This is a genomic window from Actinophytocola sp., from assembly GCF_050699915.1.
Taxonomy (GTDB): Bacteria; Actinomycetota; Actinomycetes; order Mycobacteriales; family Pseudonocardiaceae; genus Actinophytocola.
The window spans coordinates 1-15,676 of sequence record NZ_JBOHGA010000154.1 but is presented as its reverse complement, the minus strand read 5'-3'; the positions used below and the strand labels follow the sequence as shown (position 1 = coordinate 15,676).

The following is a 15,676-nucleotide window of genomic DNA, read 5'->3' as shown; positions in this document are numbered from 1 at the left end:
GGGAGGTTCGGCTTTCCGGGTTGATTGTGGCTGGTTGGCGTCACGTTCCCCTGGGGTTGCGTTGGGTGGTCCAAGACTTCGGGCAATGCGGGACACCGCTGGTCCGGCGGGGTTGCGCTGGACCAGCGGGTCGTTCGGGGGTTACCTGACCGGGGCCGGGCTCATCGTGAGGGTGGCCAGCATGCTGCGGCCCAGCTCGGCGTTGCGCGGCTTGCACAGCACGTCGTAGCGGCGCGCCACGAGCTGGCTGTGTGAGACGAAGTCGCGCTGGCCGCGGGTCGCGCCGTAGCGCATCGCGGCCGATGCCATGCCGAACGCGACACCGGAGACCAGGCCGATCAGGATCGGGAACAGCCCGGCGCCGGCCGTGAACAGGCTCAGCAGCAGGCCCACGAACAGGCCTAGCCAGGCGCCGGACGCGGCGCCGCCGCCGAGCACGCGGCCCCAGGTGAGCCGCGCGGCCACCCGCTCCACGAGCATCGGCTCGACGCCGACGATCGTGACGTCCTGAACCGCGAAGTCGTTGTCGGCCAGGTGGTCCACGGCCCGCTGGGCCTCCCGGTACGTGTCGTAGGAGCCGATCGGCCAGCCGTCGGGCAGAGTCGGCAGATTGATGGCCGACGGGTTCGGGGCGAACGCTGTCGTCATCTCGGGTCACCTCCAGGTGAAGTCGTACTACCTCTCTCAACGCGACCGAAAACCGCTATGTGCCCGCCGCGGCCGGGTTCACAGGGACTTCTCAGCTCCGCCCGGCGGCGATGTCGACGTAGGGTTCGCGGATGAGGATCGCCGTACTCGACGACTACCAGCGCGTCGCACTGTCCTACTCGTACTGGGCCACGCTGCCGGCCGACGTCGACGTGGCGACGTTCGCCCGGCACATCGCGGACGCCGACGAGCTGGCCGAGCGGCTCGCGGACTTCGACGCCGTGGTCGCGATGCGCGAGCGGACCCCACTTCCGGGCTCGTTGCTGGCCCGGCTGCCCCGCCTGCGGCTGATCGTCACCGCGGGCATGGCGAACGCGGCGATCGACCTGGCCGCGGCACGGGCGCGGGGCATCACGGTGTGCGGCACGGCGTCGAACGCCACGGCGACGGTCGAGCTGACGTGGGCGCTGCTCCTGGCGGTGGCGCGGGGCGTCCCGGCCGCCGACGCCGAGATGCGCGCGGGCCGTTGGCAGGCCGGGTCGCCGCCGGGTGCGGACCTGGCCGGGGCGACGCTCGGCCTGCTCGGCCTGGGCCGGCTCGGCACGCGGGTGGCGGCCGTCGCGCAGGCGTTCGGCATGCGCGTGGTGGCCTGGAGCAAGAACCTGACCGCCGAGCACGCCAGGTCGCACGGCGTCGAGGCGGTGCCGTTCGACGAGCTGCTGTCGACGTCGGACGTGGTGAGCGTGCACCTGCGGCTGAGCGAGCGCACACGGGGCCTGGTCGGCGCGCGCGAGCTGGCGCTGATGAAGCCGTCCGCGTACCTGGTGAACACGTCCCGCGGCCCGATCGTCGACGAGTCGGCGCTGGTCGAGGCGCTGTCGTCGGACCGGATCGCGGGTGCGGGCCTGGACGTGTACGACACCGAGCCGCTGCCCGCTGACCACCCGCTGCTCGCCCTGCCGAACACCGTGCTGACGCCACACCTGGGCTACGTCAGCGCGAACACGTACGACCTGTTCTTCCGCGAGATCGTCGAGGACATCGCCGCGTTCCACGCCGGCACACCGGTCCGCGTGCTGGAGTAGCGGCGGCTACCGGCCGTGGCGGCGACGCGGGGTGAGCCGCACGGCCGGCAGCTCCGGGGCGGGGATCCGGGCACCGCCGTGACCGTGCACAACGCCGAAGCGCGGCCGGCCGGCCTCCCAGTCGGCCCGCGCGGCGGCGATCTCGTCGTGGCTGCGGCCCACGAAGTTCCACCACATCACCAGCTCGTCTGCGAACGGCTCGCCGCCGAGCAGCACCGCGCGCACGTCCCGGCCGGCGGAGAGCATCAGCTCCGAGCGCCCGGTGCCCAGGTACAGCAGCCGGCCGGACGGGACCTCGACGCCCGACACCACGAGCGGCCCGCCGACCGCGAGGACCGCGTGCTCGAAGTCCGGCCGCAGCGGAACCGTCGTCCGGGAGCCCTCGGCCACCCGCAGTTCCGCGCCGAGCAGCGGGGTGTGCACGGTGGCCGGCGACGTCGCCTCGCCGAGCGTGCCGGCGAGCACCGTGGCCGTGACGCCGCCGTGCGCGTAAACGGGCAGGTCGACGTGCTGCTCGAAGGCCGGCGCCATGCCGGCCCGCTCCGCCGGCAGCGCCACCCACAGCTGCAGCCCGGCCAGCACCTCGCCGCCGTTCGCGGAGATCTCCGAGTGCGCGACGCCGTGGCCGCCGGTCATCAGGTTCAGCTGGCCCGGCCGGACCAGCACGTCGCTGCCGACACTGTCCCGGTGGTGGATCTCGCCGGCGATCGGCCAGGTCACGGTCTGCAGCCCGGTGTGCGGGTGCGGCAGCACGCTCATCTGCGAGTTGTTCGGCCCGAACACGTCCAGGAAGCACCACGCGCCGACGGTCGGCAGCCCGCGCTGGGGCAGCAGGCGAGAGACGTGGATGCCCCGCAGCCCGCCGAGCGGCACGTCTCGCGGCTCGAGCAGCTGCGCGACGGCGTGGTCGTCCGCGGCCGTCCGGCAGACGGTCTCCTCGGGGTGCGTGTCGAGGTTGCTCACCGCGACCTCACTGCGTGGCGCCGGCAGGCGGGGTCTCCACGTGGCCCTGGTACCGGTCGATGTTCTTGCGCAGGTAGGCGGCGATGAACGGGCAGAGCGGCACGATCACCTTCTCCCGCGCGACCGCGTCGTCGAGCGCGCCGCCGGCGAGCACCTTGCCCAGTCCCTGTCCGGAGAAGGCGTCGTAGACCTCGCTGTGGGTGAACACCACTCGGTTGCCGCTCTCGTGGAACTGCGCGAACCCGGCGAGCGTGTCGCCGACATGGAGCTCGTACCGGAACCGTTCGTCGTTGAGCTCGACCCGGGCGTCGGTGTCGCCTGCCATGGCACCTCATTCTCGTGGGCTCTACCGTGATCGTCCCAGAGTTTCGGCCGCCGTGCGCAGCCGCTCGTCGAGCGCCGCGCGGTCGGGCAGGAACCAGATGTCCGTGCCCTTGTTGATCTCGTGCACGAAGGCCCGGAAGGAATCGCTCTCCAGGTGCGTGCCTAGGTCGCCGAGCACGACCAGTCGGATCCGGTAGGCGGCGAACTTCCGCACCACGTCCCCGGCGACGCGGGTGCGCAGCGCGAAGAACCGCTCGTCGATCCGCGCCACCGGCACGACGACGACGTCCGCCTCCTCGCCGTAGGCCTGCCCGATGAGCTCGACGGCGTCGTCCTCGCTGCCCAGCGTGGCTCCGTCGGGCTCGACGGTGAGCACCCGGACACCGTGCGTCTCGACCATGCGGTTCATGTCGCGCAGTGTGACCGCCGCGGGCGCGACGGCGCCACCCGGTTACCGGGCGGTCCTGTGTGGACGGTGCTCAGCCGGGGACGGTTATGACCGGACCGAGCGGGCCGGGCAGCGCGGAGAGCGCGCGAACCCGCTGCGGGGGGAAGTCGGCCCAGTGGTCGGCCGGGTCGCGGCCGTGGTGGAGGTGGCGGTCGAGGAAGGTCTGCCAGCGGCGCAGACCGTCGACGGCGGTGGCGGTGTCCATGCGCCCGTGCTCGATCGCGTTGGCGAACTCGTCCAGGTCGAGCATGCGCTGGTGGCGGGCGTCGGTGGGGACCATGACGTCGATGTAGAGGTCCCGCAGGACGATCCGGTCCTCTTCGTGGGTCACGTGGATCAGGTCCACGTACCACGTGCTCGGCTCGTCGCGCGCGGCGTCGATGCCGTCGACCTCGCCGTCCGCCGTGCGCATCCGCCGCCAGCACGGGCGGGCCATGCTCACGCCGAGGTCGAGCAGAACGAAGACCCGCTCGAGCAGCGTCCGCCCCGGCCACGGGACGAACCGGTCGGGCAGCTGGAACTCGTAGGCCAGCGTGTCCCCGATGCGGATGCCGGGCAGCGGCCCGAACGGCGCCACGGGATCGCCATGCGCACCACGCCACACCTCGACGTGTCTCATGCGCTATTCCTACACTGATCTCATGATCGTTGTGCGTTATCGATCTGCTACCTGGGCGGTTCGGCGCAGCCACCACAGACCGAGCACCGGCAGCACGACCGGGACGAACCCGTAGCCGCTGCCGTAGCCCGACCACACCGTCGCGTCCGGAAACGCTTGCGGGTCAAGGATGCTGAGCGTACCGACGGCGAGCACGCCCACCAGTTCCACCACAATGGACACCGTGGCGACGCGGCGCGATGTGCGGCCGCCCCGGGCCAGGGACACGGTCGCGACGACGTACACGACCGCGGCGAACGCGGAGAGCAGGTAGGCGAGCGGCGCCTCGGCGAACCTGGTGCCGAGCTGCACGCCCGAGCGTGCGGTGGCGGCGAGCGCGAACACCGCGTAGACGGCGATCAGCAGCCGGCCCGGGCCGGACCGGGTCCGGACGGCCCGCGCGGAGTCGGTGTCGTCGGAGTCGGCGTCAGACATGCGCCTCCCAGAGCTCGCCGAGCCGCAGGATCATCACCGGGATCGCGAGGCAGCCGACCACCAGCACGCCCGGCCCCCAGCGGGACCGCTCGGCCAGCGCCCAGAGCGCGGCGATCGGGACGATCACCAGCGGCCCGATGAGGTAGCCGGCGAAGGTAAACCGCTCCAGCTCGCGGTCCGTGGTGAACATCTGCACCAGGCCGACGACCGCCTGCGCCAGCAGGCCGACCTCGAGCAGCGCGACCACGCCGAGCAGCCACAGGCCGTACCAGCGCCGGGGCAGCACCGGCTGGTTCGCGATCATCAGCACGATCGCCCAGAGCGCCGCCCCGAGCGCGACGAAGGTGAGCGTCGTCGACAGGACATCGAGCACGGGGCGAGCCTAGGGCAGATGCCGGGCCGGGTCAGTCGGGCCGGCCGGTCCACCCGGAACGCTCGATGGCCTTCAGTCCACGACGAACGATCGACTGGGACAGCGCGGCGGCCAGGTCGGGCTCGCGGTCCTCGTAGGCTCGCAGCAGCCGCCGGTGGTCGCCGGCCGAGGCCCGCAGCCGGCCCGGCTGGGCGAGGCTCATGCGGCGTAATTGGAGTGTGCGCACCCCGACGCTGTCCAGAACTCGGCGTACCGTACTGTTACCGGCGATCACGGCTTCATTGTTTCGGAAACGCACATTCAACCAGAAGTAACGGTCGACATCACCGGCCTCGGCTGCCTCTTCCAGCAGGCCGACGATGCCGAGCAGTAACGCAATGTCGGATTCAGTCGCATTTTCGACAATGCGCCTGCTCACCAATGCATACAGAGTGGTCCGCAGCTCATATATTTCGCGCACCTCGTCGAGCAGCAACCGGCGCACCCGCGGCCGCCGGTGCGCGGCGATCTCGACGAGTCCCTCCCTTTCCAGGGTGAGCAGCGCCTCCCGAACCGGCGTGCGGCTGCTCTGGAACAGCCGGGCCAGCTCCACCGAGTTCAGGTCGTCGCCGGGGCGCAGCCGCGCCTCCACAATCGCCGCGCCGATCGCCACCAGGATCTGGTCGACCATGCTGTTCGCGTTCTCCGAGCGACCGAGCACCCGCAGTATCTCGAGATGCCCGGCGGTCGGCTCGGCGCCGACCGGCCGGACTATCGAGTTCCCATCGGATTTGGGGGTCGCCATGGCCCCAGATAATAGCGTGAGAATGGACCGGATCCGCCAGTGTCTGGAATAGAAATTGTCGGCTCAGAACCAACCGACGTCCCGAACGGACAGCCAGCGAACCGCCGGTGGCGGCAGCGTCTCGCCGAACGCCCACTGGGTCAGGACCGTCCGTAGTTGAATGACACTGAGGAAGGACTCGGGCGGCAGCGCCGTCTCGACCGGATGCCAGCTGTCGTGTGCCAACGCGACACTCGCCGGCCCCGCCTCGCCGTGGGACATCTACGTGTGGCTGCGTCCCTCGTCGTCCATCGCGATCAGCACCGCGGCGACGACCCGGTGCCCTGCGGCGTGAGGTGCAGCCGCGCGACCTTGGTGTCGTCGGCCTCGGCCAGGCAGAGATCGAGGAAGCTGTCGAGGCCGGCCGGGGTCTCGAACGTGATGGTGTAGACCGCGCCCTGGAGGTGGAACACACCGGACGCGTCGAGCCGCCGGCCGCCCGGTGCCGCGAGCTCGGTGCGGTGCAGGACATGCGGTTCGGCCACGGCATCTCCTCAGTGGACCGGGCACCACCGTCCCAGCTCGTGGGGGTGGCGATACAATCGTCGCCTGGATGCCGCAGGTCAGAAAGGGTGTGAGGCGCGGTGAGCCCGGATCTGGAGCTGGCGGCCGACCGCAGGCTGCTGGGACGGACCAGCACTGTGGAACGGCTTGCCGACATCCTCCGCTCACGGATCACCGAGGGCTTCTTCGCGCCCGGGGAGCGGCTCGCCGAGGACTCGATCGGCACCGCGCTGGGGGTCTCGCGCAACACGCTGCGCGAGGCGTTCCGGCTGCTCACGCACGAGCGGCTGCTGGTGCACGAGCTCAACCGGGGCGTGTTCGTGTGCAAGCTGACCGTCGAAGACCTCATCGACGTGTACCGGGTGCGCAAGCTGGTGGAGTGCGGTGCGGTGCGCGGCCTCGACGGGCACCCGCCCGACGTCGGGAACATGGCCGAGGCCGTCGCGCAGGGAGACGAGGCCATGCGGGCGCAGGACTGGCGCGCCTTGGGCACGGCCAACATGATGTTCCACCAAGGCGTCGCCGCGCTGGCCGGCAGCCCGCGCGTGGACGAGCTGATGCGTGGCGTGCTGGCGGAGCTGCGCCTGCACTTCCAGACGATGGCCGACCCGCGCCGCTTCCACGAGCCCTACCTGGAGCGCAACCGCGAGATCCTGGCGGTCATCGAGACGGGTGACGGCCAGGCCGCGGAACGCCTGCTGCACAAGTACCTGGACGACTCGGAGCACCAGCTCGTCGAGGCCTACCGCGCCGCCGGCTGAAGCTCGAACCGCACCCGCTGGCCCGGGCGGGCCTGGGCCAGGACCGGCAGGTCCGCCGCGCGCACGACGGCGACGACCGGGTAGCCGCCGGTGACCGGGTGGTCGGCGAGGAACACGACCGGCTGGCCGGACGGCGGCACCTGGATCGCGCCCGGGACCATGCCCTCGCTCGGCAGCTCTTCGTGGCGGGCGCGGGCCAGCGGCGGGCCCGCGAGCCGGACGCCGACCCGGTTGCTGTCGGCCGTCACCGTGAAGCGGGCCGTCCGCAACGTGCGCAGCGCGGCCGGCGTGCACCAGCCGGCGCGCGGGCCCGGCGTCACCCGCACGACCAGCTCACCGCCGGCGGGTGGGTTGACCGGGGCCACCTCGACCGCCGGCGGGGGTCCACTGTGGTCGGTGCCGACCGGGAGCACGTCGCCGGGGGACAGCGGGCGCGGTCCCAGGCCGGACAGCACGTCGGTCGACCGGGAGCCCAGGACCGGAGGGACCGCGATGCCGCCGCGAACCGCCACGTACGTCCGCACCCCCGAGGCCGGCGCGCCCACGGTGAGCATCCCACCGGCCGGCATCGTGAACGGCGCGTTCATCGCCGCCGCCCGGTCGAGCGGGCACGGCGCGCCGGTGACCGCCACCCGCGCGAACCGGCGGAACGCCAGCGTCGCCGAGCCGAAGGTCAGCTCGAGGCATGCGGCGCCCTCGTCGTTGCCCACCAACCGGTTCGCGAGCGCCGCCGCGGCCGCGTCCGCCGCGCCGGACCGGCCCACGCCGAGTGCCGCGTAGCCGGGTCGGCCGAGGTCCTGCACGGTCGCCAGCGGTCCACAGTGGACGACCTCGACCCCGGGCGGCCCGGCCGGCGGCGTCGATCCCGAGGGTTTCGGCGCCGACCGCAGCGCGGCGACGGGCTCGAAGCGAACCCGGGTGCCCGGGCGCAGCAGCGCCGGCGGCGTGCGGCAGGCATCCCACAGCGGCACCGACGTCCGGCCTAGCAGGTGCCAGCCGCCTGGCGAGGACCGCGGGTACACGCCGGTGAACTCGCCCGCCACGCCGACCGCGCCGGCCGGCACCCGCACCCGCGGCGTGCCCCGACGCGGCAGGCGCAGCCGTGGGTCCAGCCCGGTCAGGTACCCGAACCCGGGCGCGAACCCGGAGAACGCGACCACGTACCGCGCCGCCGCGTGCGCCTCGACCACGCCGGTCTCGCCGAGCCCGGTCAGCCGCCCCACCTCGGCCAGGTCCGCGCCGTCGTAGTGCACCGGCACCCGGACGAGCTCGCCGGAACCGGCCGCCACCGACACCGGCCGCACCGCCGCGAGCGCCCGCGCCAGCGACTCCGCGCAGACCTCGGCCGGCGCGAACCGGACGAGCACCGTGCGGGCCGCCGGCACCAGGTCGCGCACCCCGGCGAGCGGCCGGTCGAGCAACGCCGCGTAGACGCCGAGCGCCGCGTCGCCGGCCTCCACCAGCAACGCGGCGTCCCCGCAGGGCAGCACTCTCACACGAAGCTCCGCACCGACACGCCCGCGCCGACCAGGGCCGCGCGCGCCGCCCGGGCCAGCTCGACCGCGCCGGGCGTGTCCCCGTGCACGCACACCGATCGGGCCCGCATCGCCAGCACGGTCCCGTCGGTGGCCTCGACCTCGCCGTCGGTGGCCAGCCGCACCACCCGCGAAGCGACCTCGGCCGGATCGGTCAGCACCGCGCCGGGGGACCGCCGCGGCAGCAGCAGACCGTCCGGTGTGTACGCCCGGTCCGCGAACGCCTCGGCCACCGTCGGCAGCCCGGCCTCGGCCGCCAGCGCGAGCCACCGCGAGCCCGGCATGCCCAGTACCGGCAGGGCCGGGTCGAACTGGCGCACCGCCGACACCACGGCGCCGGCCTGCCCGTCGTCCGAGCCGATCGCGCCGTACAGCGCGCCGTGCGGCTTCACGTAGCCGACCCGCCCGCCGGCCGCCGCGGCGAACGCCGACAGCGCGCCCAGCTGGTAGAGCACGTCGTCGGTCAGTTCCGCGGGGTCGACGTCGATGTAGCGCCGGCCGAAGCCCGCGAGGTCGCGGTAGCCGACGTGCGCGCCGATCGCCACGCCGTGGCGCACCGCGTTCAGGCACGCCCGGCGCATCGCCGACGGGTCGCCCGCGTGGAAGCCGCACGCGATGTTCGCGCCGGTGACCACGGTCAGCAGGGCGTCGTCGTCGGCGATCCGCCAGGCGCCGAACCCTTCCGCGACATCACAGTTGAGATCGAGGACGGTGGTCATCTCGCGACCGCTGGGGCCATCGAGGAGTCCTCTTCGGACTCCACGGCCGGGTCGCGGGCGAGCAGCAGTCCGACGCCGGTGAGCACGCCGGTCAGCACGAGGTACGCGCCGAGGATCCACCAGCTGTCGAACGCGGCGAGCAGCGCGGTCAGGATCAGCGGGGCCGGCGCGCCACCGATCACCCCGGCGAACGTGTAGGCCAGCGACGAGCCGGTGTAGCGCAGCCGCGGGGAGAACTGCTCGGTGATCAGCGCTGCCTGCGGACCGTAGAGCAGCGCGTGGATCACGAGTGCCACGACCGTGCCGAGCACCAGCAACAGGAACGAGCCGCCGTCGATCATCGGGAAGAACAGGAACGGCCACACCACGGCGGCGATCGTGCCGTACAGGTAGAGCCGGCGCCGGTTCATCCGGTCGGACAGCGCGCCGAACGCGGGCATCAGCAGCAGCTGGCACGCGGAGCCGATCATCACCGCGGCCGAGCCCTGCCCGCGGGACATGTCGAGCTCGTTCGTGATGTAGGTCAGCGTGAACACGGTGAACAGCGAGTACATGACGTCCGGGCACACCCGCACCAGCACGCCGGCGAGCAGCGCGCGTCGCTCCTGACCGACCACTTCGGACACCGGTGCGCTCGGGCGCTCGCCCTGGTCGGCGATCTGCTGGAACACCGGGGTCTCCTCCAGCCGCAGCCGGATCCACAGTCCGAACACGACCAGCACGGCGGACAGCAGGAACGCCACGCGCCAGCCCCAGGACTCGAACGCGCTGTCGGACAACGTCAGCGCCAGCAGTGCCAGCACGCCGTTCGCGAGCAGCGTGCCGGCCGGCGGGCCGATCTGCGCGGCCGACGCCCAGAACCCGCGTCGTCGCGGGTCGCCGTACTCGCTCGAGAGCAGCACCGCGCCGCCCCACTCGCCGCCGACCGCGACGCCCTGCGCGAAGCGCAGCGCCACCAGCAGCACCGCGGCCGTGCCGCCGATCGCCGAGTGCGTGGGCAGCACGCCGATCAGGAACGTCGCGATGCCGGCCAGCAGCAGCGTGTACACCAGAACCTTCTTGCGCCCCAACACATCCCCGAGGCGGCCGAACACGAACCCGCCGAGCGGGCGCGCCAGGTACCCGACGGCGTAGGTGGAGAACGCTGCCATGGTGCCGGCGAGGTCCTCGCCGGAGGGGAAGAACAGGTCACCGAAGACCGTGGCCGCGGCGACCGAGTAGGCGGCGAAGTCGTAGTACTCCAAGGCCGTGCCCGACAGGCTCGCGACATACGCCCGGCGCAGGGACCGTCGACTCACGGGGTTCCGGGGAGAGTTCATGGTGCACATCCCATCTACGCGGTGGGGTGGATGCCTTTAGAGGCTAGATTTCGTTGAACGATCCTGCAATACTACGGTTCATATCTGGCACGCGGTCCACGCCGAGAAATCCGTTTCCGACGAGAGTGGGTGACCCCCAGCATGAATCCCGAAACCCAGGACGGTCCGGCCTCGTGCCGCTCGGTGCGCCACGCCTTCCGACTGCTCGAGCTCCTCGCCGTCAGCCCCGACGGCCTGCGTCTCGCCCGCCTCGTCGACACCGCCGAGCTGCCCAAGTCGTCGGTCCACCGGATCCTCGCGACGCTGGAGGAGCTGGAGATCGTCTGCCGCGACGACGCGACGGCGAACTGGCACCTCACCGCGAACTGGCGGCGGATCGTCGCGCCGTCGCGGCCCGCGGAGTTCTCCGCGCCGGTGCTGGGACACGACGGGCTGCCGGTCGCCGGGCTGACGCTGCGGCTGCGTGGCCAGGTTTCCCCTGGTGCGCCGTCGGAACGGCTCGCCAGGCTGGTCGCCGATCTCGCACACGCGGTCTCCCGGCGCGTGGGTGGCCGGCCCGCACCGGCGAGCCGGGCTTCGTGAATCGAAACCACCGTCCGGTCTATTGACGTCGGGAACCCACGAAAGGACACTCATCGAGTAATCGTTTACCCATGCGGCCCGCTGGCCGGTCTGGAAGGGTGAGCTCGATGCGGAGTTTCCGGCGATCCCTGCTCGCCGTGCTGTCCTGCCTTGTGCTGGCGATGACCGGGTTGCCCGGTGCCGCCGATGCCGCGGTCGCCGCCCCGCCCGTGGCGGCCGGCAACGGGGCGGTTGGCTGGGACACCTACCGGCGGCTGGACCTGTTGCCGGACCTGGCCTCCGGCTCGCGGACCAAGCAGTTCTCCAGCTTCGCCCGCAACGGCAGCAACGACGACGGCTTCGGCGGCACCTACTCCTGCCTGCGCACGGACGGCCCGGGCTGCGTGCTCGCCGAGGACCGCGGTCCCGGTGAGGTGTCGTCCATCTGGTTCACCCGCGACGAGGGCAACGTGAGCGCCACCGGGAACATCCGGATCGTGCTCGACGGCGTCACGGTCCTCGACGCGAACCTGCAGCGGGTCGTCGACGGCGAGCTGGGCGCGCCGTTCGTGTGGCCGCTGGTGTCCAACGCGGACCAGAACTCCGGCGGCGTCACGATCAAGGTGCCGATGCCCTACCGGGACTCGATGCTGGTCACCACCACGAACAACCCGCTCTTCTACCACGTGAGCCACCGTGAGTTCGCGAGCGCCGACGGCGTCGACCGGTTCGATCCGGCCGATCCGGCCACCGACGTGGTGAACACGTTGCGCGAGGCCGGCCGCGCCGACCCCAAGCCCGCACAGCCCGGCGCCACCACGACCACCGCGACCGTCTCACCCGGACCCGGCGACTCCGCCACCCTCGCGAACCTGACCGGCCCGGCCGCGATCACAGGGCTGCGCCTGCGCGTCCCGGACGGGGCCGCGACCGAGGCGAACCTGAACGGCCTGCGGCTACGCATGACGTTCGACGGCCGGACGACGGTCGACTCCCCGGTGTCCGAGTTCTTCGGTGCCCCGCTGGGCGAGCGGGACGTGCGGTCGCTGATGTTCGGCATGGACCCGGCCCCGGGTGGCTGGTACGGCGCCTGGTGGATGATGCCGTACGCGTCCTCGGCGGAAGTCTCCCTCGCCAACACGACCGGTGCGACGGTCTCCGGGATCGAGGCCGAGCTCACCCACGCGCCGAACGACCGCTGGACGAGCGAGCTCGGCCCGACCGGCGGCTCCGGCCACTTCACCACCCAGTCCCGGCGCGGCGAGACGACGCCGGGCCGCGACTGGCCGGTCGCCGACCTGCCCGGCCGCGGCCGGTTCCTCGGCGTCACGCAGCTCGTGCACAACAAGATCGCCGGCGGCAACGAGCGCGGCTACCTCGAGGGCGACGAACGGGCCCATGTGGACGGTGCGGCGAGCCCGGCGTTCCACGGCACCGGCACCGAGGACTACTACGAGTCCGGCTGGTACTTCAACCGCGGCGAGTACTCCGGCGTGTTCACCGGCAACACCGGCCACCGGGTGCGCGCCGGCTCGTGCGTGGTCGAGTGCGACGGCATGTACCGGTTGCAGCTCGGCGACGCGGTGCCCTACACGACCGGCCTGCGGTTCGGCATCGAGCACGGGCCGCAGAACGACTACCAGGTCGAGGAGAGCTCGACCGCCTTCCTCTACACCAGGCCGACCGTGGCGTCCCGGACCACGGACACGATCGTCGTCGGCGACCCCGCCAGCCGCGCCGCGCACGGCTACACCGAGGCCGGCCCGGCTACCCAGTACGGGCTGACCAGCGCCTACGAGGGCGACGACGACGGCGAGTCGGTGACCGGCCAGGTGCGGACCACCGGCGGCGCGGTCGAGTTCCGGCTCGCGGTCGACCCGGGCAACGAGGGCGTGCGGCTGCGGCGGACGAGCGACCAGAACGCCGGCTACCAGTCCGCCGCCGTCACCGTCGACGGGGCGGCCGCGGGCACCTGGACCCAGCCGCTCGCCAACACCGCACAGCGCTGGCTCGACGACGAGCTGACCCTGCCGCCGGCGCTGACCGCGGGGAAGTCCGAGATCACTGTCCGGCTGGTGCCGAGCGGTCCACAGTGGACCGCCGGCGCACTACACGGCCGCCAGCCTCGTCGCGCCGTTCACCGACTCGACGCCGCCGAGCGGGGTCGGCGGCCTGGCGGTAGGCCCCGGCCGGATGCACGCGATCCCGCTGTCCTGGTCCGCCGCCACCGACGACGTGGGCGTCACCGGCTACCGGGTGTACGCCTCGGCCGACCCCTCGGTGCCGACCACGCCGGCGAACCTGGTCGCCACCACGACCACGACGGGCTTCCGGCACGGCCCGCTGCCCGCGGGCACCACCCGCCACTACCGGGTCGTCGCCGTGGACGGCGCCGGCAACGCGGGAGCGCCCTCGGAGGTGGTGAACGCCCGCGCGCAGGCCCGCAACACCAGCGACGCCACGAACGACGACCGCGACGACGCCGTGCTGTTCACCCAGGGGCCGGAGGCGGACGTCTACACCGCGCCCTCGACCGGTTCCGCGTTCGGCGCCGCGGTCAAGGGACACGACTTCTTCTCCATCGACGGCGAGGTGCCGCGCACCGGCGACGTCAACGGCGACGGGCGGGCGGACATCATCACGTTCACCCGCGGCGCCCTCGCCGACGTCTACGTCGCGCTGTCGAACGGAACCGGGTACGGCCCGGCGGCGAAGTGGCACGACTCCTTCGCCCCGAACGCCGAGATTCCCGACGTCGGCGACGTCAACGGGGACGGGCTGACCGACCTCGTCACGTTCACCCGCGGCACGGCCGCCGACGCGTTCATCGCGCTGTCCACCGGCAGCGGGTTCGGGCCGGGCGTCAAGTGGCACGACCACTTCGCGGTCGGCACCGAGCGGCCCGCGGTCGGCGACTTCAACGGCGACGGCCGCGACGACATCGTCACCTTCACCGGCGGCACCCAGGCCGACGTGTTCGTCTCGCTGTCCAATGGCGGCGCGTTCGTGCAGGACGGCTGGCTCTGGCACGACAACTTCGCGGTCGGCACCGAGCTCGCGGGCACCGGCGACGTCGACGGCGACGGCCGCGACGACGTGGTCACGTTCACCCGGGACGCCGCCGCCGACGTCTTCGTGTCCCTTTCGGACGGCTCTCGGTTCGTGCAGCACGGGTTGAAGTGGCACGACTTCTTCGCGCCCGGCGCGGAGGCGCCCGGCCTCGCCGACGTCGACGGCGACGGCCGGACGGACATCCTGGCGTTCACCCGCGGCGACGCGGCCGACGTGTGGGCCGCGTTGTCGACGGGCTCGGCCTTCGGTGCGTCGGCCAGGTGGCACGACCAGTTCGGCACCGGCAACCAGGTCCCCCGCCCCAGCCTGATCTGAGGAACCCATGATCCTGCGCGCACTGTTGAGCGCCTTGCTGAGCGTCGCGGCGGCGGCGGTGTTCGTGGCCGCCCCGGCGAGCGCGGAACCTCGGGACGGCACGGTCGGCTACGAGCTGACCGGCGAGACGGTGTCCGCGGGCCCGGCGTTCCACGTCTACGACCCCTCGGTCGGCGAGTCGGAGCCCTGGTACTACAACGACCACACGATCGTCCGGGACGTCGCCACGGGCACCTGGCACGTCTACGCGATCACCCACGCCGAGCCCGCGAACCCGTTGGACGAGAAGAACTTCGGCCACGCGACCGCACCCTCGCCGCGCGGGCCGTGGACCAAGCAGCCGTTCGCCCTGACCGCCGACCCGGCCGCGGGGGAGAGCCACATCTGGGCGCCGCACGCGGTGTACGCGAACGGGATCTACTACCTGTTCTACGCCGCCGGCACGCCCGACCACGCGGCCTACCGGATGCACGTCGCCACGTCCGCCGACCTCGTGCACTGGACGCGCAGCGCGGCGAACCCGCTGTTCACCGACGGCTTCGACGCCCGCGACCCGATGGTCACCCGCGTCGGCGACCGGTGGGTCATGTACTACACGGCGAACAGCACCCCGGCCGGCGGCAACCACCAGGTCGCCTACCGCACCAGCACGGACCTCCTGGGATGGAGCGACAGGCGGGTCGCCTTCGAGCATCCGGCCGCCGGCACGTTCGGCGGTCCGACCGAGTCGCCGTTCGTGGTCGAGCGGAACGGCTGGTGGTACCTGTTCGTCTGCTGCGATCCCGGCTACCGCGACACCCGGGTGTACCGCAGCCGGGACCCGCTCGCCTTCTCCGTCCGCGACCTCGCCGGCCGGATCGACTCGCACGCCGCCGAGGTGGTGACCGAGCCGAACGGCACGACGTGGGTCAGCGGCGCCGGCTGGGGGCAGGGCGGGCTCTACCTCGCGCCGCTGGAGCTCACGCCGGCGGTCGTCGAGCGGGGGCAGCGGATCTCCACCGCGTACCTGACCGCGGAGGTCCGCACCTGGCCGACCACCGAGCTGCGCCGACTCGCCGTGGACCCGGCAGGCGGCGGGAACCACCGGCCGGTGCTGGACGCCTCGGCGCGGCCGACCGGCCCGTACCTCGCGG

20 protein-coding genes and 2 pseudogenes are annotated in these 15,676 nt (G+C 72.6%); 6 read left to right on the top strand and 16 right to left on the bottom strand.

Features of this window, described 5'->3' with window-relative positions:
• Positions 1 to 141: 141 nt before the first annotated feature.
• On the bottom strand, positions 142 to 648 hold the full coding sequence (locus ACRDSK_RS23435) for a general stress protein (RefSeq protein WP_431443388.1): 507 nt from the start codon (positions 646 to 648) through the stop codon (positions 142 to 144).
• Positions 649 to 779: 131 nt separating this feature from the next.
• Between ACRDSK_RS23435 and ACRDSK_RS23430 the strand changes: the two genes are divergently transcribed.
• Positions 780 to 1,733, top strand: coding sequence for a D-2-hydroxyacid dehydrogenase family protein (locus ACRDSK_RS23430; protein WP_431443387.1), 954 nt, complete (start codon positions 780 to 782; stop codon positions 1,731 to 1,733).
• Between the two features lie 6 nt (positions 1,734 to 1,739).
• On the opposite strand, the gene ACRDSK_RS23425 is transcribed toward ACRDSK_RS23430, so the two are convergent.
• The 9 genes from ACRDSK_RS23425 to ACRDSK_RS23385 all read right to left on the bottom strand — a co-directional run bounded on the left by ACRDSK_RS23425 (position 1,740) and on the right by ACRDSK_RS23385 (position 6,242).
• Positions 1,740 to 2,696 carry a pirin family protein gene (locus ACRDSK_RS23425; protein WP_431443386.1) on the bottom strand — a complete coding sequence of 319 codons (957 nt, stop codon included), beginning with the start codon at positions 2,694 to 2,696 and terminating at the stop codon, positions 1,740 to 1,742.
• A gap of 7 nt (positions 2,697 to 2,703) precedes the next feature.
• Entirely contained in the window at positions 2,704 to 3,021 is a 318-nt protein-coding gene (locus ACRDSK_RS23420; protein WP_431443385.1) for a GNAT family N-acetyltransferase, read from the bottom strand.
• 21 nt (positions 3,022 to 3,042) lie between these two features.
• The gene (locus ACRDSK_RS23415) at positions 3,043 to 3,429 is read right to left on the bottom strand and encodes a DUF4180 domain-containing protein (protein WP_431443384.1); all 387 of its coding nucleotides are present in this window, start codon (positions 3,427 to 3,429) and stop codon (positions 3,043 to 3,045) included.
• Positions 3,430 to 3,499: 70 nt separating this feature from the next.
• Positions 3,500 to 4,087: a DUF402 domain-containing protein gene (locus ACRDSK_RS23410; RefSeq protein ID WP_431443383.1), complete on the bottom strand. Its 588-nt coding sequence runs from the start codon at positions 4,085 to 4,087 to the stop codon at positions 3,500 to 3,502.
• Positions 4,088 to 4,123: 36 nt separating this feature from the next.
• Positions 4,124 to 4,561, bottom strand: a complete 438-nt coding sequence (locus tag ACRDSK_RS23405; RefSeq protein WP_431443382.1) for a hypothetical protein — start codon at positions 4,559 to 4,561, stop codon at positions 4,124 to 4,126.
• A complete protein-coding gene (locus ACRDSK_RS23400) occupies positions 4,554 to 4,934 on the bottom strand; it encodes a hypothetical protein (protein WP_431443381.1) in 381 nt (126 codons plus the stop codon). The genes ACRDSK_RS23405 and ACRDSK_RS23400 overlap by 8 nt, the downstream gene beginning before the upstream one ends.
• Positions 4,935 to 4,965: 31 nt before the next feature.
• Complete coding sequence (locus ACRDSK_RS23395; protein ID WP_431443380.1) at positions 4,966 to 5,718, bottom strand: GntR family transcriptional regulator; 753 nt, start codon at positions 5,716 to 5,718, stop codon at positions 4,966 to 4,968.
• Positions 5,719 to 5,781: 63 nt separating this feature from the next.
• On the bottom strand, positions 5,782 to 5,979 hold the full coding sequence (locus ACRDSK_RS23390; protein WP_431443379.1) for a hypothetical protein: 198 nt from the start codon (positions 5,977 to 5,979) through the stop codon (positions 5,782 to 5,784).
• 35 nt (positions 5,980 to 6,014) lie between these two features.
• Positions 6,015 to 6,242 carry a hypothetical protein gene (locus ACRDSK_RS23385; RefSeq protein WP_431443378.1) on the bottom strand — a complete coding sequence of 76 codons (228 nt, stop codon included), beginning with the start codon at positions 6,240 to 6,242 and terminating at the stop codon, positions 6,015 to 6,017.
• A 99-nt stretch (positions 6,243 to 6,341) separates the two neighbouring features.
• Here ACRDSK_RS23385 and ACRDSK_RS23380 point away from each other — a divergent pair, with 99 nt between their 5' ends.
• Positions 6,342 to 7,022, top strand: a complete 681-nt coding sequence (locus ACRDSK_RS23380; RefSeq protein WP_431443377.1) for a GntR family transcriptional regulator — start codon at positions 6,342 to 6,344, stop codon at positions 7,020 to 7,022.
• Here ACRDSK_RS23380 and ACRDSK_RS23375 read toward each other — a convergent pair.
• The 4 genes and pseudogenes from ACRDSK_RS23375 to ACRDSK_RS23360 form a co-directional block, all read right to left on the bottom strand.
• Positions 7,004 to 7,912, bottom strand: coding sequence for a biotin-dependent carboxyltransferase family protein (locus tag ACRDSK_RS23375; RefSeq protein WP_431443389.1), 909 nt, complete (start codon positions 7,910 to 7,912; stop codon positions 7,004 to 7,006). The two genes, ACRDSK_RS23380 and ACRDSK_RS23375, sit on opposite strands and share 19 nt — an antisense overlap.
• 6 nt (positions 7,913 to 7,918) lie before the next feature.
• A pseudogene (locus tag ACRDSK_RS23370) lies at positions 7,919 to 8,518 on the bottom strand (5-oxoprolinase subunit B family protein); the annotation flags it as partial.
• Positions 8,515 to 9,276, bottom strand: a complete 762-nt coding sequence (locus ACRDSK_RS23365) for a 5-oxoprolinase subunit PxpA (RefSeq protein ID WP_431443376.1) — start codon at positions 9,274 to 9,276, stop codon at positions 8,515 to 8,517. The gene ACRDSK_RS23365 and the pseudogene ACRDSK_RS23370, both read right to left, overlap by 4 nt.
• Positions 9,273 to 10,595: an MFS transporter gene (locus tag ACRDSK_RS23360; RefSeq protein WP_431443375.1), complete on the bottom strand. Its 1,323-nt coding sequence runs from the start codon at positions 10,593 to 10,595 to the stop codon at positions 9,273 to 9,275. Before ACRDSK_RS23360 ends, ACRDSK_RS23365 begins: the two co-directional genes overlap by 4 nt.
• Positions 10,596 to 10,736: 141 nt before the next feature.
• Between ACRDSK_RS23360 and ACRDSK_RS23355 the strand changes: the two genes are divergently transcribed.
• Positions 10,737 to 11,177: a helix-turn-helix domain-containing protein gene (locus ACRDSK_RS23355; protein WP_431443374.1), complete on the top strand. Its 441-nt coding sequence runs from the start codon at positions 10,737 to 10,739 to the stop codon at positions 11,175 to 11,177.
• A gap of 349 nt (positions 11,178 to 11,526) precedes the next feature.
• Here the strand turns inward: ACRDSK_RS23355 and ACRDSK_RS23350 are convergent, their stop codons facing one another.
• Complete coding sequence (locus ACRDSK_RS23350) at positions 11,527 to 11,772, bottom strand: hypothetical protein (RefSeq protein ID WP_431443373.1); 246 nt, start codon at positions 11,770 to 11,772, stop codon at positions 11,527 to 11,529.
• A gap of 13 nt (positions 11,773 to 11,785) precedes the next feature.
• Here ACRDSK_RS23350 and ACRDSK_RS23345 point away from each other — a divergent pair.
• Positions 11,786 to 12,769 (top strand): annotated as a pseudogene (locus ACRDSK_RS23345) (glycoside hydrolase family 172 protein); the annotation flags it as partial.
• A 314-nt stretch (positions 12,770 to 13,083) separates the two neighbouring features.
• Here ACRDSK_RS23345 and ACRDSK_RS23340 read toward each other — a convergent pair.
• Complete coding sequence (locus ACRDSK_RS23340) at positions 13,084 to 13,221, bottom strand: hypothetical protein (RefSeq protein ID WP_431443372.1); 138 nt, start codon at positions 13,219 to 13,221, stop codon at positions 13,084 to 13,086.
• A gap of 128 nt (positions 13,222 to 13,349) precedes the next feature.
• Between ACRDSK_RS23340 and ACRDSK_RS23335 the strand changes: the two genes are divergently transcribed.
• Together ACRDSK_RS23335 and ACRDSK_RS23330 are read left to right on the top strand one after the other, a co-directional pair.
• A complete protein-coding gene (locus ACRDSK_RS23335; protein WP_431443371.1) occupies positions 13,350 to 14,543 on the top strand; it encodes an FG-GAP-like repeat-containing protein in 1,194 nt (397 codons plus the stop codon).
• Between the two features lie 7 nt (positions 14,544 to 14,550).
• On the top strand, positions 14,551 to 15,676 hold a 1,126-nt coding region (locus tag ACRDSK_RS23330), incomplete at its 3' end, for a family 43 glycosylhydrolase (RefSeq protein ID WP_431443370.1).

Coding starts and splice junctions, on each gene's coding strand:
- ACRDSK_RS23390 (WP_431443379.1), bottom strand. CDS start 5,979: ATGTCCCACGGCGAGGCGGGGCCGGCGAGTGTCGCGTTGGCACACGAC.
- ACRDSK_RS23420 (WP_431443385.1), bottom strand. CDS start 3,021: ATGGCAGGCGACACCGACGCCCGGGTCGAGCTCAACGACGAACGGTTC.
- ACRDSK_RS23410 (WP_431443383.1), bottom strand. CDS start 4,087: ATGAGACACGTCGAGGTGTGGCGTGGTGCGCATGGCGATCCCGTGGCG.
- ACRDSK_RS23430 (WP_431443387.1), top strand. CDS start 780: ATGAGGATCGCCGTACTCGACGACTACCAGCGCGTCGCACTGTCCTAC.
- ACRDSK_RS23365 (WP_431443376.1), bottom strand. CDS start 9,276: ATGACCACCGTCCTCGATCTCAACTGTGATGTCGCGGAAGGGTTCGGC.
- ACRDSK_RS23405 (WP_431443382.1), bottom strand. CDS start 4,561: ATGTCTGACGCCGACTCCGACGACACCGACTCCGCGCGGGCCGTCCGG.
- ACRDSK_RS23360 (WP_431443375.1), bottom strand. CDS start 10,595: ATGAACTCTCCCCGGAACCCCGTGAGTCGACGGTCCCTGCGCCGGGCG.
- ACRDSK_RS23415 (WP_431443384.1), bottom strand. CDS start 3,429: ATGAACCGCATGGTCGAGACGCACGGTGTCCGGGTGCTCACCGTCGAG.
- ACRDSK_RS23435 (WP_431443388.1), bottom strand. CDS start 648: ATGACGACAGCGTTCGCCCCGAACCCGTCGGCCATCAATCTGCCGACT.
- ACRDSK_RS23335 (WP_431443371.1), top strand. CDS start 13,350: ATGCACGCGATCCCGCTGTCCTGGTCCGCCGCCACCGACGACGTGGGC.
- ACRDSK_RS23395 (WP_431443380.1), bottom strand. CDS start 5,718: ATGGCGACCCCCAAATCCGATGGGAACTCGATAGTCCGGCCGGTCGGC.
- ACRDSK_RS23355 (WP_431443374.1), top strand. CDS start 10,737: ATGAATCCCGAAACCCAGGACGGTCCGGCCTCGTGCCGCTCGGTGCGC.